Here is a 14,905-nt window from a genome sequence, read left to right as displayed (position 1 = left end):
ACCTGCTGTGCGCAAACGTGGCGAATCGCGCCCGCGCAACTCGGATAGCGGACGGGAAGGCACGGCGGTACGACGGCCCGGACGCGGGTTCCCGACGCCACCGCGCCGCGCGGCCGACCGGAAAACGGGTGGGTCGGGGCCGCCGTGTGCACGGGGTGTCACAGGCTTGTCGCGGAACCCTCACGGGTCTCGGTCCCGTGCGCGCCCGTTGCCACGGTCGCGCGACGTACCGGCACGCGGCGGGCGAACACCGTTCCGCCGCCTCAGCCGATCCCGCCTCGCCCGCCGTTCCCGCCGCCTCCGCCGACGCACGCGCCCGCCTGGTCGCCGGGCGGTTCGTCGCCGCGCGTACCGCCGCGCCCGCCGGCGCCTCCCCCGTGACGGTGTCCGGTACGGGCGGGTGGGTGCGGTCACACGTCTGCCCACTGCTCAACTGACTCACCGTCAGCTATCGTGGCCGGGCAGGGCGGAATCTCTGACTTGGGCAAGCATTGTGGCGGAACTCCCAGGTCACGCGGTTCCTCGCTCGGGAACGGCACGACCATGGACGGAGACACGATGCACGTCGGTGAGGTCGTAGGCGTCGATTTGGAACGCTTCGGCAAGCCCCTGGACGGGATCCGGGTGCTGGCCGTCGAGCAAATGCAGGCGCTCCCGTACGCGACACAGATGCTCGCGCGGCTGGGTGCCCGGGTGATCAAGGTGGAATCGCCCGGACCGGGCGATTCGGGGCGCGGCTCGCTGCCGTCGATGACCGATCCCGACGGGCGGCGCGTCGGCGTCACGTTCCTGCGCAACAACCTCGGCAAACGCAGCATCACCGTGGACCTGAAGCACCCTCAGGGGCGGGAAATCGTCCGCAAGTTGGCCGCGCGCTCGGACATCGTGTGCGAGAACTTCAAGCCCGGTGTGGCCGCTCGGCTCGGCCTCGGCTACGACGACGTCGCCGCGATCAACCCGCGCGCGGTCTACCTGTCGGTGTCGGGGTTCGGCAACACCGAGACCCCGTACGCCGGTCGGCCCGCGTACGCGCCGATCGCCGAGGGCATGGCCGGGCTGTACGCGTTCAAGCAGACTCCGGGCATCCCGCCGACGGTGTCGCCGATGGGCGCGCTCGGCGACACCGGGTCGGCGCTGTTCGCGGTCATCGGGGTGCTCGCGGCCCTGCGGCACCGCGACCTGACCGGCGAGGGCCAGTACGTCGACATCTCCATGTACGACGCGATGGTCGCCCTCAACGACGCCGGCATCAGCTACTGGTCGATGGGCCTGAAGGACCCGGGCCGCGCACCGCTGATCAACCACGCGTTCAAGGCGTTCGACGGCTACGTGATCGTGCAGTGCGGACGCCCGCACATGTTCGCGAGCCTCGCCGCGCTGGTCGGCCGGCCCGAGTGGGTGGACGATCCCCGCCTGGCCGGGCCGCAGGACTGGTTCGACCGCGTCGACGACGTGATCCGCCCCGGTATCGAGGCGTGGGCGGCCGACAAGTCGCGCGCGGAGGCGTGCGCCGCGCTGAGCGCCGCGGGGGTGGCGTCCGGGCCGGTGCACAACGCGGGCGACGTCATCGAGGACCCCCACGTCGCCCGGCGCAACATGCTCGTCGCGATGGAGCGCACCGACGGCGTGCCCGAGCCAATCCTGTCGCCCGGCAATCCCGTCAAGCTCTCCCGGATGGCCGAGGGCCCGTGGGGCCGGGTGCCGTGGCTGGGCGAGCACACCGCGGAGATCCTGCGCGACGAACTCGGCCTGTCGGACGAGGAGATCGCCGACGTGACCGCGTCGGGCGCCACCGGCTGAGACCACGCGGGGAGTTGCCCGCGCCGGTGCGTCACGCGCCGTACACCCACCGGAAGTTCGCACCCGGGTGCCGGATCGCGGCACCCGGCCCGCACCACCGGCCTGCTGGACCGCGGCTCCCCGGGGCGCCGCCGAGCGGAAGCGACGGTACCGACCACGATGAGCACACCGAACCGCCAGGACCCGCCCGTGCGCGGCGTCCTGGGCTACGGCGCGTATCTGCCGTACCGCCGCCTCGACCGGGCGGCGATCGCCCCGGTGGCCGGGGGCGGCGGCGGGCGGGGCACGCGCACGGTCGCGTCGTTCGACGAGGACACCACCACGATGGGCGTCGAGGCGGCCCGCGACGCGCTGCGGGCGGCACCGCACGTCCGGCCGCGCTCCCTGCTGTTCGCGACGGTCGCGCCCGCGTACGCGGACCGCACCAACGCGACGGCGGTGCACGCGGCGCTGCGCCTGCCCGCCGACGTGGCCGCGATCGACGCGGCCGGGTCGGTGCGCTCTGCGGCCGGCCTGCTGCGGCTGGCCCTCGACGGCGGCACATCGGCGCTGGTCGTCGCCTCGGACCTGCGCGGCGGCCTGCCCGGCAGCGGCGATGAGGCGGCGGGCGGCGACGGCGCGTCCGCGCTGCTGGTCGGGTCGTCGGACGACGGCCCCGTGCTCGCGGAATACCTCGGCGGGGCCTCGGCCACCGCGGAGTTCGTGGACCGCTGGCGGGCGCCGGGCGAGGCGCGGTCGAAGCTGTGGGAGGACAAGTTCGGCGAGAAGCACTACCTGGCCGCCGGGCGCCAAGCGTGGACCGACGCGCTCAAGAACGTGGGCCTGACCGCGGACCAGGTCGACCACGTCGCCGTGACGGGGTTGCACGCCCGCGCGGTCGCCGGGCTGGGCCGGTCGCTGGGGGTGCGCGACGGTGTCCTCGCGGACGGGCTCGGTGCGACCGTCGGCGTCACGGGCGCGGCGCACCCGGGACTGCTGCTCGCCTCGGAACTGGACACCCTGGCCGAAACGGGCGGCTCGGCGGCGGACCGGATCGTCGCGGTCGTCGTCCTGTCCGACGGCGCCGAGGTGTTCGTGTTCCGCACGACGGACGCGCTCGAGGCGTACACGCCGGCGCGGCCGGTCGCGGACCAGGTCGCGGGCGGGGCGCCGATCCCGTACGGCACGTTCCTGGCGTGGCGCGGCATGCTGCCGGTCGAGCCGCCGCGCCGCCCCGAGCCGGCCCGCACGTCGTCGTCGGCGGCGGCCCGGTCGGCGGAGTGGAAGTTCGGTTTCGTCGGCTCGCGCGACCGCTCCTCGGGTGCCGTGCACCTGCCGCCCGCGCGGGTGTCGATGCGCGGCGGCGCCGTGGACGACATGGAGCCGGTGCCGATGGCCGACGCGGTCGGCACGGTGAAGACGTTCACGATCGACCGGATGGCGTACTCGCCGTCGCCGCCGGTGGTGTTCGCGGTCGTGGACTTCGACCGCGGCGGGCGGCTGCCGATCGAACTCACCGACGTCGACGCCGACCGGGTGCGCGTCGGCGACCGGGTCGAGCCGACGTTCCGGCGCGTCGGGACGGCCGACGGCATCCACAACTACTTCTGGAAGGCCCGCCCGGTGCGGGACGCCGCGCCCACGCGGTCGGCACAGTCGGCTCGGGAGGCCTGACATGGGATCGCACGGCATCAAGGACCGCGTCGCGATCGTCGGCATGGGCTGCACGCCGTTCGTCGAGGCGTGGGACAAGGGCACCGACGACCTGCTGATCGACGCCGCCCGCGAGACGTTCGCCTCGGCGGGCGTCGCGAAGGACGACGTCGACGCGTTCTGGCTGGGCACCGCGCAGGCCGGTATGAGCGGCATGCTGCTGTCCAAGCCGCTGCAACTGGAGAACAAGCCGGTCACGCGCGTCGAGAACATGTGCGCCACCGGGTCGGAGGCGCTGCGGCAGGCGGCGTACGCGGTGGCGTCCGGGGCGTACGACGTGGCCATGGCGATCGGTGTCGAGAAGGTGAAGGACGGCGGCTACCAGGGCCTGAACGCCTTCCCGGTCCCCGGCGACGGCACCGCGCGCACGCTGACGGCCGCCGCGATGTTCTCGATGGTCGCGCCCGCGTACGGCCGCAGGTACGGCGTCTCGGACGACGAGATGCGGGCCGTGCTGTCGCACATCGCGTCGAAGAACCACTACAACGGCGCGCGCAATCCGCGTGCGCAGTTCCGCAGGGAGATCGCCCCCGAGAAGATCTCGGCGATGCCGAAACTCGCGGGCCAGTTGGGCGTCTTCGACTGCGCGGGCGTCGCGGACGGCGCGGCGGCGGCGATCGTGGTGCGCGCCGAGGACGCCTACCGGTACACCGACAAGCCGGTGTTCATCAAGGCGTTGTCGATGGTGGCGGGCAACGGGTCGGGGGTCATCGACCCGGAGTACGACTACACGACGTTCTGGGAGATCGCCGCGTGCGCGGAGGACGCGTACCGGCAGGCCGGCGTCGCCGACCCGAGGGCCGAGATCGCGATGGCCGAGGTACACGACTGCTTCACGCCCACGGAGTTGGTGCTGATGGAGGACCTGCGGTTCGCCGACCGGGGAACCGCGTGGAAGGAGGTTCTCGCGGGCGCGTTCGACCTGGGCGGGCGGCTGCCGGTCAACCCCGACGGGGGCCTGAAGTCGTTCGGCCACCCGGTCGGCGCGTCCGGGCTGCGCATGGCGTTCGAGGCGTGGTTGCAACTGCGCGGCGAGGCCCCGCCCGAGCGGCGCATCCCCGAGACCGGCCGCACGCTGGCGCTGACCCACAATCTGGGCGGCTACCCGGGCGAGATGGTCTCGTTCATCGCGATTCTGGGCAGCGGCCGGGGCTGACCGGCATCGGGACGCCGTTGGCGCGCAGCACCGCGCGGACGTCGAGGATGAGCGGGAAGATCTCCTGGTTGCGGTCGCGGCCCTGCTCGTCCCAGGCCCGTTGCTCGGCCTCGACCGCCATCCGGTCCTCGGCGAAGACCCGTTCGGTGAACCGCCGGATGAACGGCCAGGCCAGGTCGAGGGCTCCGGGGACGCGCGGTTTCGCGATCGTGAGCAGCCCGTAGACGTGGTTGACGCGCTGCTCGGCGTCCACCGGTACGTACGCCGCCCACAGGGAGAACGCCGGGAGTTCGGCCCGCTCCGGCACCAAGTGCAGTTTCTGATACGGGTATTCGGTGCGGATGGTGATGGCGTCCGCCGAGTCCCGGCCGCCGCGGAAGCCCTCGGCCGCGAGGAAGCCCGCGCCGCGGTCCTTCCGGCCTCCCCGGTGGGTGAACAGGTAGCGCGCCTCGACGAAGTCCCGTCCGGTGTCGCTGCCGAGGAACACCGGCTGGATGCGCCCGACGACGCCGCGGTGCAGGAACTGGTGGTTCATGTCGAGCAGGTTCTCGTGCATGAACGAGTAGTGGCACTTGACCGTGCGCGAGAAGGTCATCGTCTTGTGGCGCGGCGACGCGTACGCCGGGTGGGAGGGGAACTCCGTCGTCTCCGCCTTGTCCGGGTCCCCGGGGAAGACGAACACCAGGCCGTACGCCTCGCGGACCGGATAGGCGCGCACCCCGCGCGGCGGCCGGTCGACGCCCTTGGGCAGATAGGGGATCTGCGAGATGCGGCCGTTCCCCCGGTAGGCCCACGCGTGGTAGCAGCAGCGGAGCACGTCGCCTTCGACCACCCCCATGCTGAGCGGCACTTGGCGGTGCGCGCACCGGTCCTCCAGCGCGTGGACGGCACCGCTCGCCGTACGGAACAAGGCGATCCGCTCCCCCGCGAAGGCCGTGGCGCGAGTCCGGCCGCGGCGCACGGCGCGGGACACCGCCACGGGATACCAGCGGTCCGGATCGATGCCGACCCGCCGCAGATCGGTCGTGGCGTCAACTCGCCCGTCCGCCACGGCGGTTCGATCACCGATCGACCCGGCCGAGACGTGCGTGCCGGGTGCGGGCTGCGCTCCGCTCATGCGGCTCCTCCTCTTCGCCCACGTGATCTCGGGACAGATTAGGTCAGAGCGTGGCGTACGACGCAATGGCGACCCGCCGGGTGCGGCGTACGCGGCACCCCTCCGTGCGGGCCCGTCCATAAGCTGTCAAATGATCTTGTCCGACGGATTGCGAGGTCTCCGATGACCGACGACACGAAGTGGTACTACTGCCTCAGACACGCCACCGCCGAAGAGGGCGCCGGCTGCCGGGCCGCCGACCGGCTCGGCCCGTACGAGTCCCGCCAGGCGGCGGAGCACGCCCTGGAGTCCGCCGCGGAGCGCACCCGCACCGAGGACCGCCGCGACGCGGACTGGGACGACGACTGAACCACCGGCACACGGGCCGAAGCCCCCCGCGGTGGCGACGCGGGGGGCTTCGGTGCGGGGCGCCGCCCGGCCTGGGGAGGACCGGAACACCCTGCGGAGAGGTGGTTTTTCGGGGGGACGCGCGCCGGGGCCCGGGCTCAGGCCACGGAGGCGAAGTCCTCGATCTCGGCGACCGGGCTGTGCTCGGCCGGGTTCTCGGAGGGGGCCGCCTTCTCGACGGGTCGTTTCGGCGGCTTGCTGTCGATCAGCCGGGCCAGGCCGTCCACCACCCTCCCGCGCGGGTCCGGCTGGACGCGGACCGGCATCGCGGTGGCCGCGCGGATCGTGGCGTCGATGCCGGGGATGTCGGCCGCCCCGCCGACCATCGTCAGGCCGCGGGCGGCCAGGTCGACGACGAGGTCCGCGGACAGCCCGCGCAGCACGGCGCCGATGCCGTCGAGGACGGGCACCAGCGAGACCCCGATGACCGTCCGGAGCGCCGAGGTGTCGACCGCGGCGTTGCGGGCCCACCCGCTGCGAACGTCCTTGCCGGTCACCGGGAACGTGTCCGCGCCGCCGAGGCGCAGGCAGATGTCGCGAGCGCCGCCGCTCGTCAGCTCCAGGCCGTGCCGGGCGAGCACGTGCTCGGTGATCGCCCGCTCGATCGCGTCGCCGCCCACCGGGACCACCGTCCCGGCGATCACATCGCCGAACGCCACGACCGCGATCTGCGTGGTGGTGGCGCCGCAGTCGACGAGCATCACCGGTTCCGCCTGGTCGGTCTCGACGCCGCACCCGACCGCCGCCGCGACCGGCGACGCGACGAGTTCGACGCGCCGCAGGCCGAGCGCCGACAAGGCCTCGACGGCCGCCTTCCGGGTCAGCGGCCCGGAGCCGTACGGCACGCCGACGACCGCGCGAACCCCGCGTTTGCGTCGCCGCAGCGGCAGCACGTGGCGGCTGACCATGTGGCGCAGCATCTGCTGCGCCAGGTCCACGTCGGCCACGGTCCCGCTCGCCAGCGGACGTTCGACGCGGATGTGGCCGGGGACGCGGCCGAGCATCCGCGCGGCGACCGAGCCCACGGCGACGATGTCGCCGGTGCGGGTGTCCACCGCGGCCAGGCTCGGTTCGTCGACGACGAGCCCCTCGTCTCTGACGTGGATCCGGATCCGGGACGCACCCAGATCCACGGCCACCCGGCAACACCGCAGCGCGGCACTATCGACTCCCACAGCATTCCTCCGAATCGAACCCGCGCTGCCCGGCCGAATCCGCGTGGACCCGCGTGGACGTCGCGAACGGACAGCGAAAACAGGACCCATCGTGAGCCGATGCGCCACGGCATCGCACGGTCAGTGGCCCGGGCGAGTGACGACACACCCCGAAGGCACCCGGCCGGTGCGCCAACCGGGGCCGGGCAAGTCCGTTCACGACCGATCACATAACAGCCGCGGATCGGACCACTCGGAGGTCATACCTGCCAGTCACGACCAATGCGGTGAAATCGACTCCTCGGCAAGGTGTCCTGTGCCAGAGTGCGGTGCGTCGGACAAGAGAGGCGTAGGCGGGTACATGCACGAGCGGACCGGGTTCGACGCGGCCGAGCTGACCTCGATGATGACGAGGGTGGCCCGGCTCCGCTCGCAGGTCGACGACCTGCTCGCGGGCTACGTGTCCCAGGAGTCCACGCGTCAGGCGCACGTATGCGAGCTGCTGGCGGCGAGCCTCGAACAATCCCTGGGGCATCTCGGCCGCCTGTGCGCGACGGCGCCCTCCGGGGACAGGGCCGACCGCGCGAACACGCCCTTCCCGAAAGGGCTTTCCACCGCACGCATACGGTCCGGCCCGGTCGACGGCATCGTGGGCGACACCCTCGCCCCGGACCGCCTGCCCGCACCGCACGACCTGCTGCCGCCGCGCGACGGCACCTTGACCTTCGGCCGGGTCCGCGAATCGGGCCTCGACAACGTCGTCCTCCCCGCACCGCGCGCCAACACCGGTCTGCTGGCCAGCGCGCAATGGCATCTCGACACCGACGAGATCCGCTGGTCGGGCGAGATGTACCAGATCTTCGACCGCGACCCGCTGCTGGGGCCGCTGCGCCTCGACGACCTGCCGGGCCGGGTCGTCGCCGGCGATGTCCCGGCCCTGGAACGCTTCGTCGCCGACCTCCTCGTCGAACTCTGCGCCTCCGAATGCGAGTTGGGAGTCCTGCGTCCGAACGGCACGACGCGGGCCCTGCACCTGCTCGGCGAACCGGTCCTGGATGTGGACGGATCGGCGCGCAGCATCTGGATCATCGCGCGCGACGTGAGCGAACTGCGGTGGACACAGGCCGCGCTGTCGGAAACCCGCGAGCAACTCCTCGTACAGCGCCGCCTCGCCCGCGCCGAACACCGGCTCGCCACCGAGCTTCAGCGCGTCGTCATGCCCCGTTGGACGCGCGCCATCGTGCTGCCGGGCCTGGAGATCGCGACGCACTACTCCCCCGCCGAGGCGACCGCCCGCGTCGGCGGCGACTGGTATGACGGCATGGCGCTGCCCGACCGATCCGTGCTGGTGACACTCGGGGACGTATCCGGCCACGGGCTCGCGGCGGCCTCCGGGATGACGACGCTGCGCAGCGCGCTCGCGGGGCTCGCGGTCACCGGGGCGGCTCCCGGCGCGATGCTCTACTGGCTCAACCGCCTTCTGCTCCAGGCACTCCCCACCGAGGCCATCGCGACCGCGCTGTGCGGCCGGTACGACCCCGAGCACCGGGTCCTGACCTGGGCACGCGCGGGCCACCCACCCCCGCTGCTGTTCCGCGACGGGCGCGGCACGGTGCCGGACGCCCCGGACGGCATCGCCCTGGGAGCGCACGACGAGCCGTCGTATGACGAGGCGCGGTTGGAACTGCGTTCGGGAGACCTGCTGCTGCTCTTCACGGACGGGCTGGTCGAACACCGTGGCCGCGACGTCGACGAGGCCATCGACGTCCTGCTCGGGCTGGCTCCGCTGCTGTGCGGCGCCGACGCGCGGTCGTGCGTCGACCTGGTCGTCAGCCGTCTGGGGCCGACGGACTACGAGGACGACGCGTGCGTCATGGCGCTGCGCGTGACGTGAGCGCGCCGTCGGGCCCGTCCCGCCCCGGACGGCGGAGGACATGAATCGCGCCGGGAACCGCCGCACGACCGAGGGGCGACGCGTCGTCGCCCCTCGGTCGTCGGGTGGGCCGGGCCGCTACGCCTGCGGCGGGCCGGCCGGCCCTCCCCCGTCGGCGATCTCCTCGTGCAGGCGCCGGATCTCGGGGACGTCCTTGTAGCGTCCGGTGAGCCGCCGCATCTCGGCGAGGCGGTCCCACGTGCGGTGGGACGACACGTCGCCCGTCGCCCGGATCGCGAGCCGGGCGTACCGCGCGCCCGCGTCCGGCTGATTGTCGAGCAGGTACGCGGACGCCAGCGAGATCAGGTCGAACGTCTGCGAGCGCTGGTGCCCCTGGGCCCGCAACTCCATGGCCTTCTCGGCGTGTTCCTGCGCCGGCCGGGCGGACGAGGGGTCGGTCTCGGCCAGCGTGCGGTAGATGAGCGCCTGCATGCCGTGCAGGTCGGCGTCGTCGAAGAAGCCGATCCAGTCGGGGTTGTTCTGCGGCTGCGACCGGGTGAACTCCCGCTCCGCGAGCCCGAGGGTGCGCCGGCAGTCGGCCGAGCGGCCGAGCGAGGCCTGCGCCCACGCCTCGACGGTGTGGAACATCGCGCGCGTGGTCGGGGTGGCGCGCTCGCCCGCCGTGCGCTGCGCGAGTTCGATGAGCGACAGCGCGTCGCGCGGCCGTCCCAGGTGCACCATCTGGCGGGCCGCGCGCGACAACGCCTCGGCGGCGCGCGGCAGATCGCCCGCCTCCCGGGCCGCGTGCGCGCCGATGACGAAGTAGTTCTGCGCGGTGGGATTGAGGCCGACGTCGTGGGACATCCACCCCGCCAGCACGGACAGGTTCGCGGCCACCGCCCACAGCCGCTGCCTGACGGGCGCGGCGTTGTCGGCGGTCAGCAGGTTGCCGACCTCGTTCAGCTGGCCGACGACGGCCTTGCGCTGGAGGCCGCCGCCGCGGTTGGCGTCCCAGGCGCGGAAGATCGTGACCGCGTGTTCGAGTGCGGCGACCTCGTCGGCGCCCACCGGGCCCGCGTCGACGGGGGCGTACGCCGCGTGTGTGCCGAAGCCGGCCGCGCGAGGCGGTCCGATGGCCGCCGCGGCGTCGGACGCGCCGGGCGCGGATGAGCCGACGGCCAGCCAGCGGTCGAAGTTGGTGACAAGAACGGGGCCCGCGACCAAGGCGAATCCCGTACCGACGAAGCCACGCCGATTGAGCATGAGATCCATTCCCGTGAACTCGGTCAAGGCGTCCACGGTGCGCTTGGTGCTCCACGGCAGTTCCTCGGGAACGGCTGGTGTGTGGTGCCTCGGGCGCCCGGTGAGGCCAAGATCCTCGGAGGTGACGACACGTCCGAGTCGCTCGGTGAACAGCGCCGCGAGAACACGGGGCACGGGGTCGCGCGGGCACTCGCCGTCTTCCAGCCAGCGCCGCACCCGTGAGGTGTCGGTGGCCAGTTGCGGGTGTCCCATGCCGGCCGCCCGCCGGTTGACCAGCCGGGCGAGTTCGCCTTTGGACCAACCGGTGAGCGCGAAGAGGTCCACCAGTTTGGTGTTGCGCTCGCGCCGCATGTCGGTCCGCCCTTCGAGTCGCTGTCCGTCGAGCCCCCAGGCTGCTCGGTCCTTCGAGGCTAATGCGGGGCGCGGCGGCTGCCTTCGATTCGCCAGGGTCCGCCAGGGTCCGCCACATGGATCACCACCCGCGGCAGGGAGTGTCGTGGAGGGTGGATCCGGTACGCGAACACCCACCAGGTCGCGCCGCCGGATCCGAACCACCGGATCCGCAGCGGGAGTTGCCGCCCGCGAAGGTGTCCGCCGCCCGCGATCCGCGCGGCGGCACGGGATCCGTCGCCTGACCGGGCACCGGCGAGCGCGGCCTGCCGCCGCGCCGGTGCCGGCAACCGGTCGGGGCGGCCCCCAGGACGCCCCGGACCGGGTCCCCCGTCCCTCGGCGCCCCGGCGCGCAGGCCCCACCCCGTCACCGGAGCAGGAAGGTCCTCGATGTCACCGTCACCGTCCCCACCGCCCCGCCGTCCGTCGGGTCCGGCCACGCGCGGCACGCCGCCCCGGCTGTCGCCGCACTCCGGCCCCACGACGTCGCCGACGCGCAGACCGGCACCGGGCGGCGCGCCGGCCGGACGGGCGGCGGGCCAGTCGGGGGCGCGGCCCCCCAACGCCCCGAGCACCGATCCGGGACGAGGGCGGCCCGGCGCCGCGGGGGCGCAGGGCGCGTACGGTCCGGTCGGCCGCGAGTCGGAGTCTCCGAGGCGGAGGGTGCCGGTGGCACACGGCGGATACAGCGAGTCGGACCGGAACACGGAGGCCGCGCGGGCCCACCCGTTGCACCTCCCGCCGGTCCCCCCGAAGGCGGTGGCCGCCGTGGCGGCCAAGGTGTGCCCGGGGTTCGTCGCGGGCGGGGTGATGCGGCGCACCCCGAAGTCGGTGCTGATGACCGGGTCGCTCGGCCGCAACCCGGTGGTCGTCAAGTTCCTCGCGGACGATTCGCCGCACTGGGTGCAGCGGTTCCGGCACGAGATATCCGCCTACCGCGCGTTCACCCGGCAGCGCCCGCCGGTGCGCGTCCCCCGGCTCTTCGGTGCGGACCCGGAGCGCCGTGTGCTGGTACTGGAGCACGTTCCGGGCCGACCGGTCGCCGTCGAGCGCCACCCGGGCGCCGCGCTGTCCCGGGCGGACATCCGCGCGGTGCTGCACGCCTTCGGATCGCTGAACACGTGGAAGCCGCCCGCGGGTTCGTTCCACGCGGCGTTCGACTACCTCCCGCGCGTCGACCGCTACCACCGGCTCAGCCTGCTGACCGACCGGGACGCGAGCGACCTCGCCCAGCTGCTGCGGGGCCTGTCGCGCATGCCGCTCCAGCTGTGCCACGGCGACGCGTTGTTCTCGAACGTGCTGCTGACGTCCGGTGGACCGGCGCTGGTGGACTGGGAGTTCGTCGGCTACCACCTGCCCGGGTACGACCTCGCGGTGCTGTGGTCGCTGCTCGCCCGGGACCCGTTGACGCGTCGTCACATCGTGCAGGCGGCCCAGCAGGGCGGATCGTTCGCACGTGACGCCTTCCTGGTGAACCTCATGCTCGTCCTGGTCCGCGAGATCCGCATGCACGACGGCCATGCCACGGGCGAGGAGGACCGCAGGCTGCTGCGGCGCCTGCACGACGACTGCGCGACGGTACGCCGGGCGGTGCGGGCGGCGGTGGGCACGCACTGAGCCCGGCCACGTGCCGGGGGCGCAGCGGCGCGCGGGCGGGGGCCGAGCGCGCCGCCTCGCCCGTGCGGGCCGACGCTCGCGGTCCCTTCTAGCCTTCGGCCCGTCGCGCGGGTTCCCCGCCGACGACGGCCACGCGGGTGCGGTGCCGCGTCGGGGCCTGTGCCTCGTCGACGACGGCGATCGCGAGGTCCGCGTACGACAGTTCCCCGTCGGTGAGCGGCAGCGACTCGTCGAGCAGGCGGTAGCGCCCGGTCCTCGGCGCGTCCGGGGTGAGCCGGGCGGGCGGCGTGAGCACGAGCCAGTCCGGGCCCGCCGTTTCCCGCAGGCGGTCGAGGCCGTCGGTGTGGGCGCGTGCGAACGGCCGGATCTCCGGCGGGAACAGCGCGGGGTCGTCCATCACGAGCACTCCGTCCGCGGTCCGGAGGTTCGCGAACAACCCGATCACCAGCAGCCGTTCGACACCGGCGGCGGCCATGCCGACGCGCAGCGCGTCGCTCGACCGCACGAAGAAGCGCGGGTCGAGGTCGGCGAAGCCCTGCTCGGGCCCGGTGAACGGGGAGACGGCGTGGACGACGGCGTCCGCGCCGCGCGCGGCGGACTCGACCGACGCCGGGTCGGTGACGTCGCCGGCCGCCAACGTCACGTCGCGGTGCGCGACTTCGGCGTGCTTGCGCGGGTCGCGTACGACCGCCGTGACATGGAGGCCGCGCCGCAGCGCCTCCGCGGTGATCGCGCGTCCCGCACGCCCGCCCGCACCGAAAACCGTCAACCGGGTCATGGCCGCTCCTTGCTTGTGCGTCTCGTGGAGGCCGGCCGCCGTGCTCCCGCTCGGCGGCCGGTTCCGGGACGCTAGCCCGCGACGTGCCGATTACCGCAAGGAAACCGGTCCCCACCGCGACCGGGTGCGGCGGTCCCGGACTACCGTCGTGCGCATGCCCGCGCCCTTGGATCCGGAGATGTTCGACCCGATGTGCCCGTCGTCGGCGCTGCCGTTCCAAATCGGCGACAAGTGGACCGGGATGATCGTCCTCTGCCTCCGGGACGGCCCCCGCAGATTCGGCGAACTGCGGGTTCCGCTGGCGGGGATCACCGCGAAGGTGCTGGCCGGGACGCTGCGCGCGATGCGGCGCGACGGCCTCGTCACGCGGACCGCGTACGACGAGAACCCGCCGCGCGTGGAGTACGCCCTCACACCGCTCGGCCGCAGCCTGTTCACGCTGATCGACGCCGCACGGGACTGGAGCCGCGAGAACCTGGCGGACCTGCTGCGCGAAAGGGCCCGCAACACGGAGGACGCGGGCCCCGCGGAGCGGGAGACGGGGTGACGGAGGTGGCCTCGGCGGCCCGCGGTCAGCCTCGGAACTGCTCGGCGGGGATCGGCTTGAGCAGCGCGAAGATGTCGTCGGTGAGCGGCCGGTCGTACGAGACGATGCGCACTTGGACGTCGTCGCTGCGGTCGAACTCGACGCAGGCGAGCCGCCCTTCGGCGTATTTGACGCGGCGTACGACGAGCAGGCCGTCGTCCTGCATCACCGGGTGCTCCTCGACGCCGGTCTCCTCCGGCATCTCGTCGTGCCCGAGCGCCGCGATGAGTTGCTGGGCCTCGATGCGGCCCACGTCGTCGGCCCGACCGGGCGAGCCGGCCGGAAGGTTGCCGATCAGCATGGCGGGGCCGCGCCCGGCGAGCAGGTCATAGCGGACGAAGATCCCCTGACATGTGCCGTCGGCCCCCGGCAGGATGTGCACCACCACGGAACCGGGCCAGTCGGTGAACGGGATGGCGAGAACGTCGAAGTCCGGCCCGGCGGGCGGGCGGCGGCGCAGGAAACCCATGGAGGCCATGCTAAGGCGTCCGACCGGGTCGGCCCGCCGCGAGGGTTGCCCTCGGCGGCGGACATGCGAAGGACCCGTCCCTGGGCGGGACGGGTCCTCGCCGGCTCAGCGCGCGCTCACCGGGGTTGGCCGGTTCGCCGCGCGTGCGCCGAAGTCTGAGCGGGACTCAGATCGGGCGGACCTGCTCGGCCTGCGGGCCCTTCTGCCCCTGCGTGACCTCGAATTCGACCCGCTGGTTCTCCTCAAGCGTGCGGTAGCCGCTCGTCTGGATCGCCGAGAAGTGGACGAACACATCCGCGTTGCCGTTGTCCTGCTGAATGAAGCCGTAGCCCTTTTCCGCGTTGAACCACTTGACCGTACCGGTGGCCATGTCTTCTTCCTTCATGAAAACCTCAGCCGCCGCACTGCGCGACGTCCGGGTCGCTTACGTCGAGTGGTCCCACTCCCCGCGAAGTACTCCGGGATGGAAAAACGCCCACGGTAGTCAAGTCCGCAGGCGTCGGTCTTGCGAGGGAACTACTTCTACTGCTTGCAACCGCGGGCAACGTTACACGGGAAGATCCGGGTGCAACAGCCCTTCGACACCCGAATCGCACGGGCCCTCGGCGCGGCCTCCGGGGCTG

13 protein-coding genes are annotated in these 14,905 nt (G+C 73.1%); 7 read left to right on the top strand and 6 right to left on the bottom strand.

Going from position 1 to position 14,905, the window contains the following annotated elements:
- Positions 1–543: 543 nt before the first annotated feature.
- The 3 genes from LO772_RS27845 (at position 544) to LO772_RS27835 (ending at position 4,648) form a co-directional block, all read left to right on the top strand.
- Positions 544–1,800 (top strand): CaiB/BaiF CoA transferase family protein, encoded by a 1,257-nt coding sequence (locus LO772_RS27845; protein ID WP_231774778.1) that lies wholly within the window; start codon positions 544–546, stop codon positions 1,798–1,800.
- Between the two features lie 159 nt (positions 1,801–1,959).
- The gene (locus LO772_RS27840) at positions 1,960–3,453 is read left to right on the top strand and encodes an OB-fold domain-containing protein (protein WP_231774777.1); all 1,494 of its coding nucleotides are present in this window, start codon (positions 1,960–1,962) and stop codon (positions 3,451–3,453) included.
- 1 nt (position 3,454) lies between these two features.
- Positions 3,455–4,648, top strand: a complete 1,194-nt coding sequence (locus tag LO772_RS27835; protein ID WP_231774776.1) for an acetyl-CoA acetyltransferase — start codon at positions 3,455–3,457, stop codon at positions 4,646–4,648.
- Here LO772_RS27835 and LO772_RS27830 read toward each other — a convergent pair.
- Positions 4,617–5,765, bottom strand: coding sequence for an aromatic ring-hydroxylating oxygenase subunit alpha (locus LO772_RS27830; protein ID WP_231774775.1), 1,149 nt, complete (start codon positions 5,763–5,765; stop codon positions 4,617–4,619). The two genes, LO772_RS27835 and LO772_RS27830, sit on opposite strands and share 32 nt — an antisense overlap.
- A gap of 162 nt (positions 5,766–5,927) precedes the next feature.
- On the opposite strand from LO772_RS27830, the gene LO772_RS27825 reads away from it, so the two are divergent.
- Positions 5,928–6,113 (top strand): hypothetical protein, encoded by a 186-nt coding sequence (locus tag LO772_RS27825; protein ID WP_231774774.1) that lies wholly within the window; start codon positions 5,928–5,930, stop codon positions 6,111–6,113.
- A gap of 137 nt (positions 6,114–6,250) precedes the next feature.
- On the opposite strand, the gene LO772_RS27820 is transcribed toward LO772_RS27825, so the two are convergent.
- A complete protein-coding gene (locus tag LO772_RS27820) occupies positions 6,251–7,291 on the bottom strand; it encodes a rod shape-determining protein (RefSeq protein WP_231774773.1) in 1,041 nt (346 codons plus the stop codon).
- A gap of 376 nt (positions 7,292–7,667) precedes the next feature.
- On the opposite strand from LO772_RS27820, the gene LO772_RS27815 reads away from it, so the two are divergent.
- Positions 7,668–9,200 carry a PP2C family protein-serine/threonine phosphatase gene (locus tag LO772_RS27815; RefSeq protein WP_231774772.1) on the top strand — a complete coding sequence of 511 codons (1,533 nt, stop codon included), beginning with the start codon at positions 7,668–7,670 and terminating at the stop codon, positions 9,198–9,200.
- A 117-nt stretch (positions 9,201–9,317) separates the two neighbouring features.
- On the opposite strand, the gene LO772_RS27810 is transcribed toward LO772_RS27815, so the two are convergent.
- Positions 9,318–10,793, bottom strand: coding sequence for a DNA-binding protein NsdB (locus tag LO772_RS27810; RefSeq protein WP_231774771.1), 1,476 nt, complete (start codon positions 10,791–10,793; stop codon positions 9,318–9,320).
- 708 nt (positions 10,794–11,501) lie between these two features.
- Here LO772_RS27810 and LO772_RS27805 point away from each other — a divergent pair.
- Positions 11,502–12,449 carry an aminoglycoside phosphotransferase family protein gene (locus LO772_RS27805; protein WP_443089328.1) on the top strand — a complete coding sequence of 316 codons (948 nt, stop codon included), beginning with the start codon at positions 11,502–11,504 and terminating at the stop codon, positions 12,447–12,449.
- A gap of 88 nt (positions 12,450–12,537) precedes the next feature.
- Here LO772_RS27805 and LO772_RS27800 read toward each other — a convergent pair whose 3' ends face one another.
- The gene (locus tag LO772_RS27800) at positions 12,538–13,227 is read right to left on the bottom strand and encodes an NAD(P)-dependent oxidoreductase (RefSeq protein WP_231774770.1); all 690 of its coding nucleotides are present in this window, start codon (positions 13,225–13,227) and stop codon (positions 12,538–12,540) included.
- Positions 13,228–13,381: 154 nt separating this feature from the next.
- Here LO772_RS27800 and LO772_RS27795 point away from each other — a divergent pair, with 154 nt between their 5' ends.
- Positions 13,382–13,774: a winged helix-turn-helix transcriptional regulator gene (locus LO772_RS27795; protein WP_231774769.1), complete on the top strand. Its 393-nt coding sequence runs from the start codon at positions 13,382–13,384 to the stop codon at positions 13,772–13,774.
- Positions 13,775–13,799: 25 nt separating this feature from the next.
- Here LO772_RS27795 and LO772_RS27790 read toward each other — a convergent pair whose 3' ends face one another.
- Positions 13,800–14,282 carry a hypothetical protein gene (locus LO772_RS27790; protein WP_231774768.1) on the bottom strand — a complete coding sequence of 161 codons (483 nt, stop codon included), beginning with the start codon at positions 14,280–14,282 and terminating at the stop codon, positions 13,800–13,802.
- A 166-nt stretch (positions 14,283–14,448) separates the two neighbouring features.
- Positions 14,449–14,652: a cold-shock protein gene (locus LO772_RS27785; protein WP_231774767.1), complete on the bottom strand. Its 204-nt coding sequence runs from the start codon at positions 14,650–14,652 to the stop codon at positions 14,449–14,451.
- Between the last annotated feature and the right edge of the window lie 253 nt (positions 14,653–14,905).

Source organism: Yinghuangia sp. ASG 101 (assembly GCF_021165735.1).
In the GTDB taxonomy this organism is placed as follows: Bacteria; Actinomycetota; Actinomycetes; order Streptomycetales; family Streptomycetaceae; genus Yinghuangia.
The sequence above is the reverse complement of the archived record's forward strand: the minus strand, read 5'-3'. Positions and strand labels throughout refer to the sequence as shown.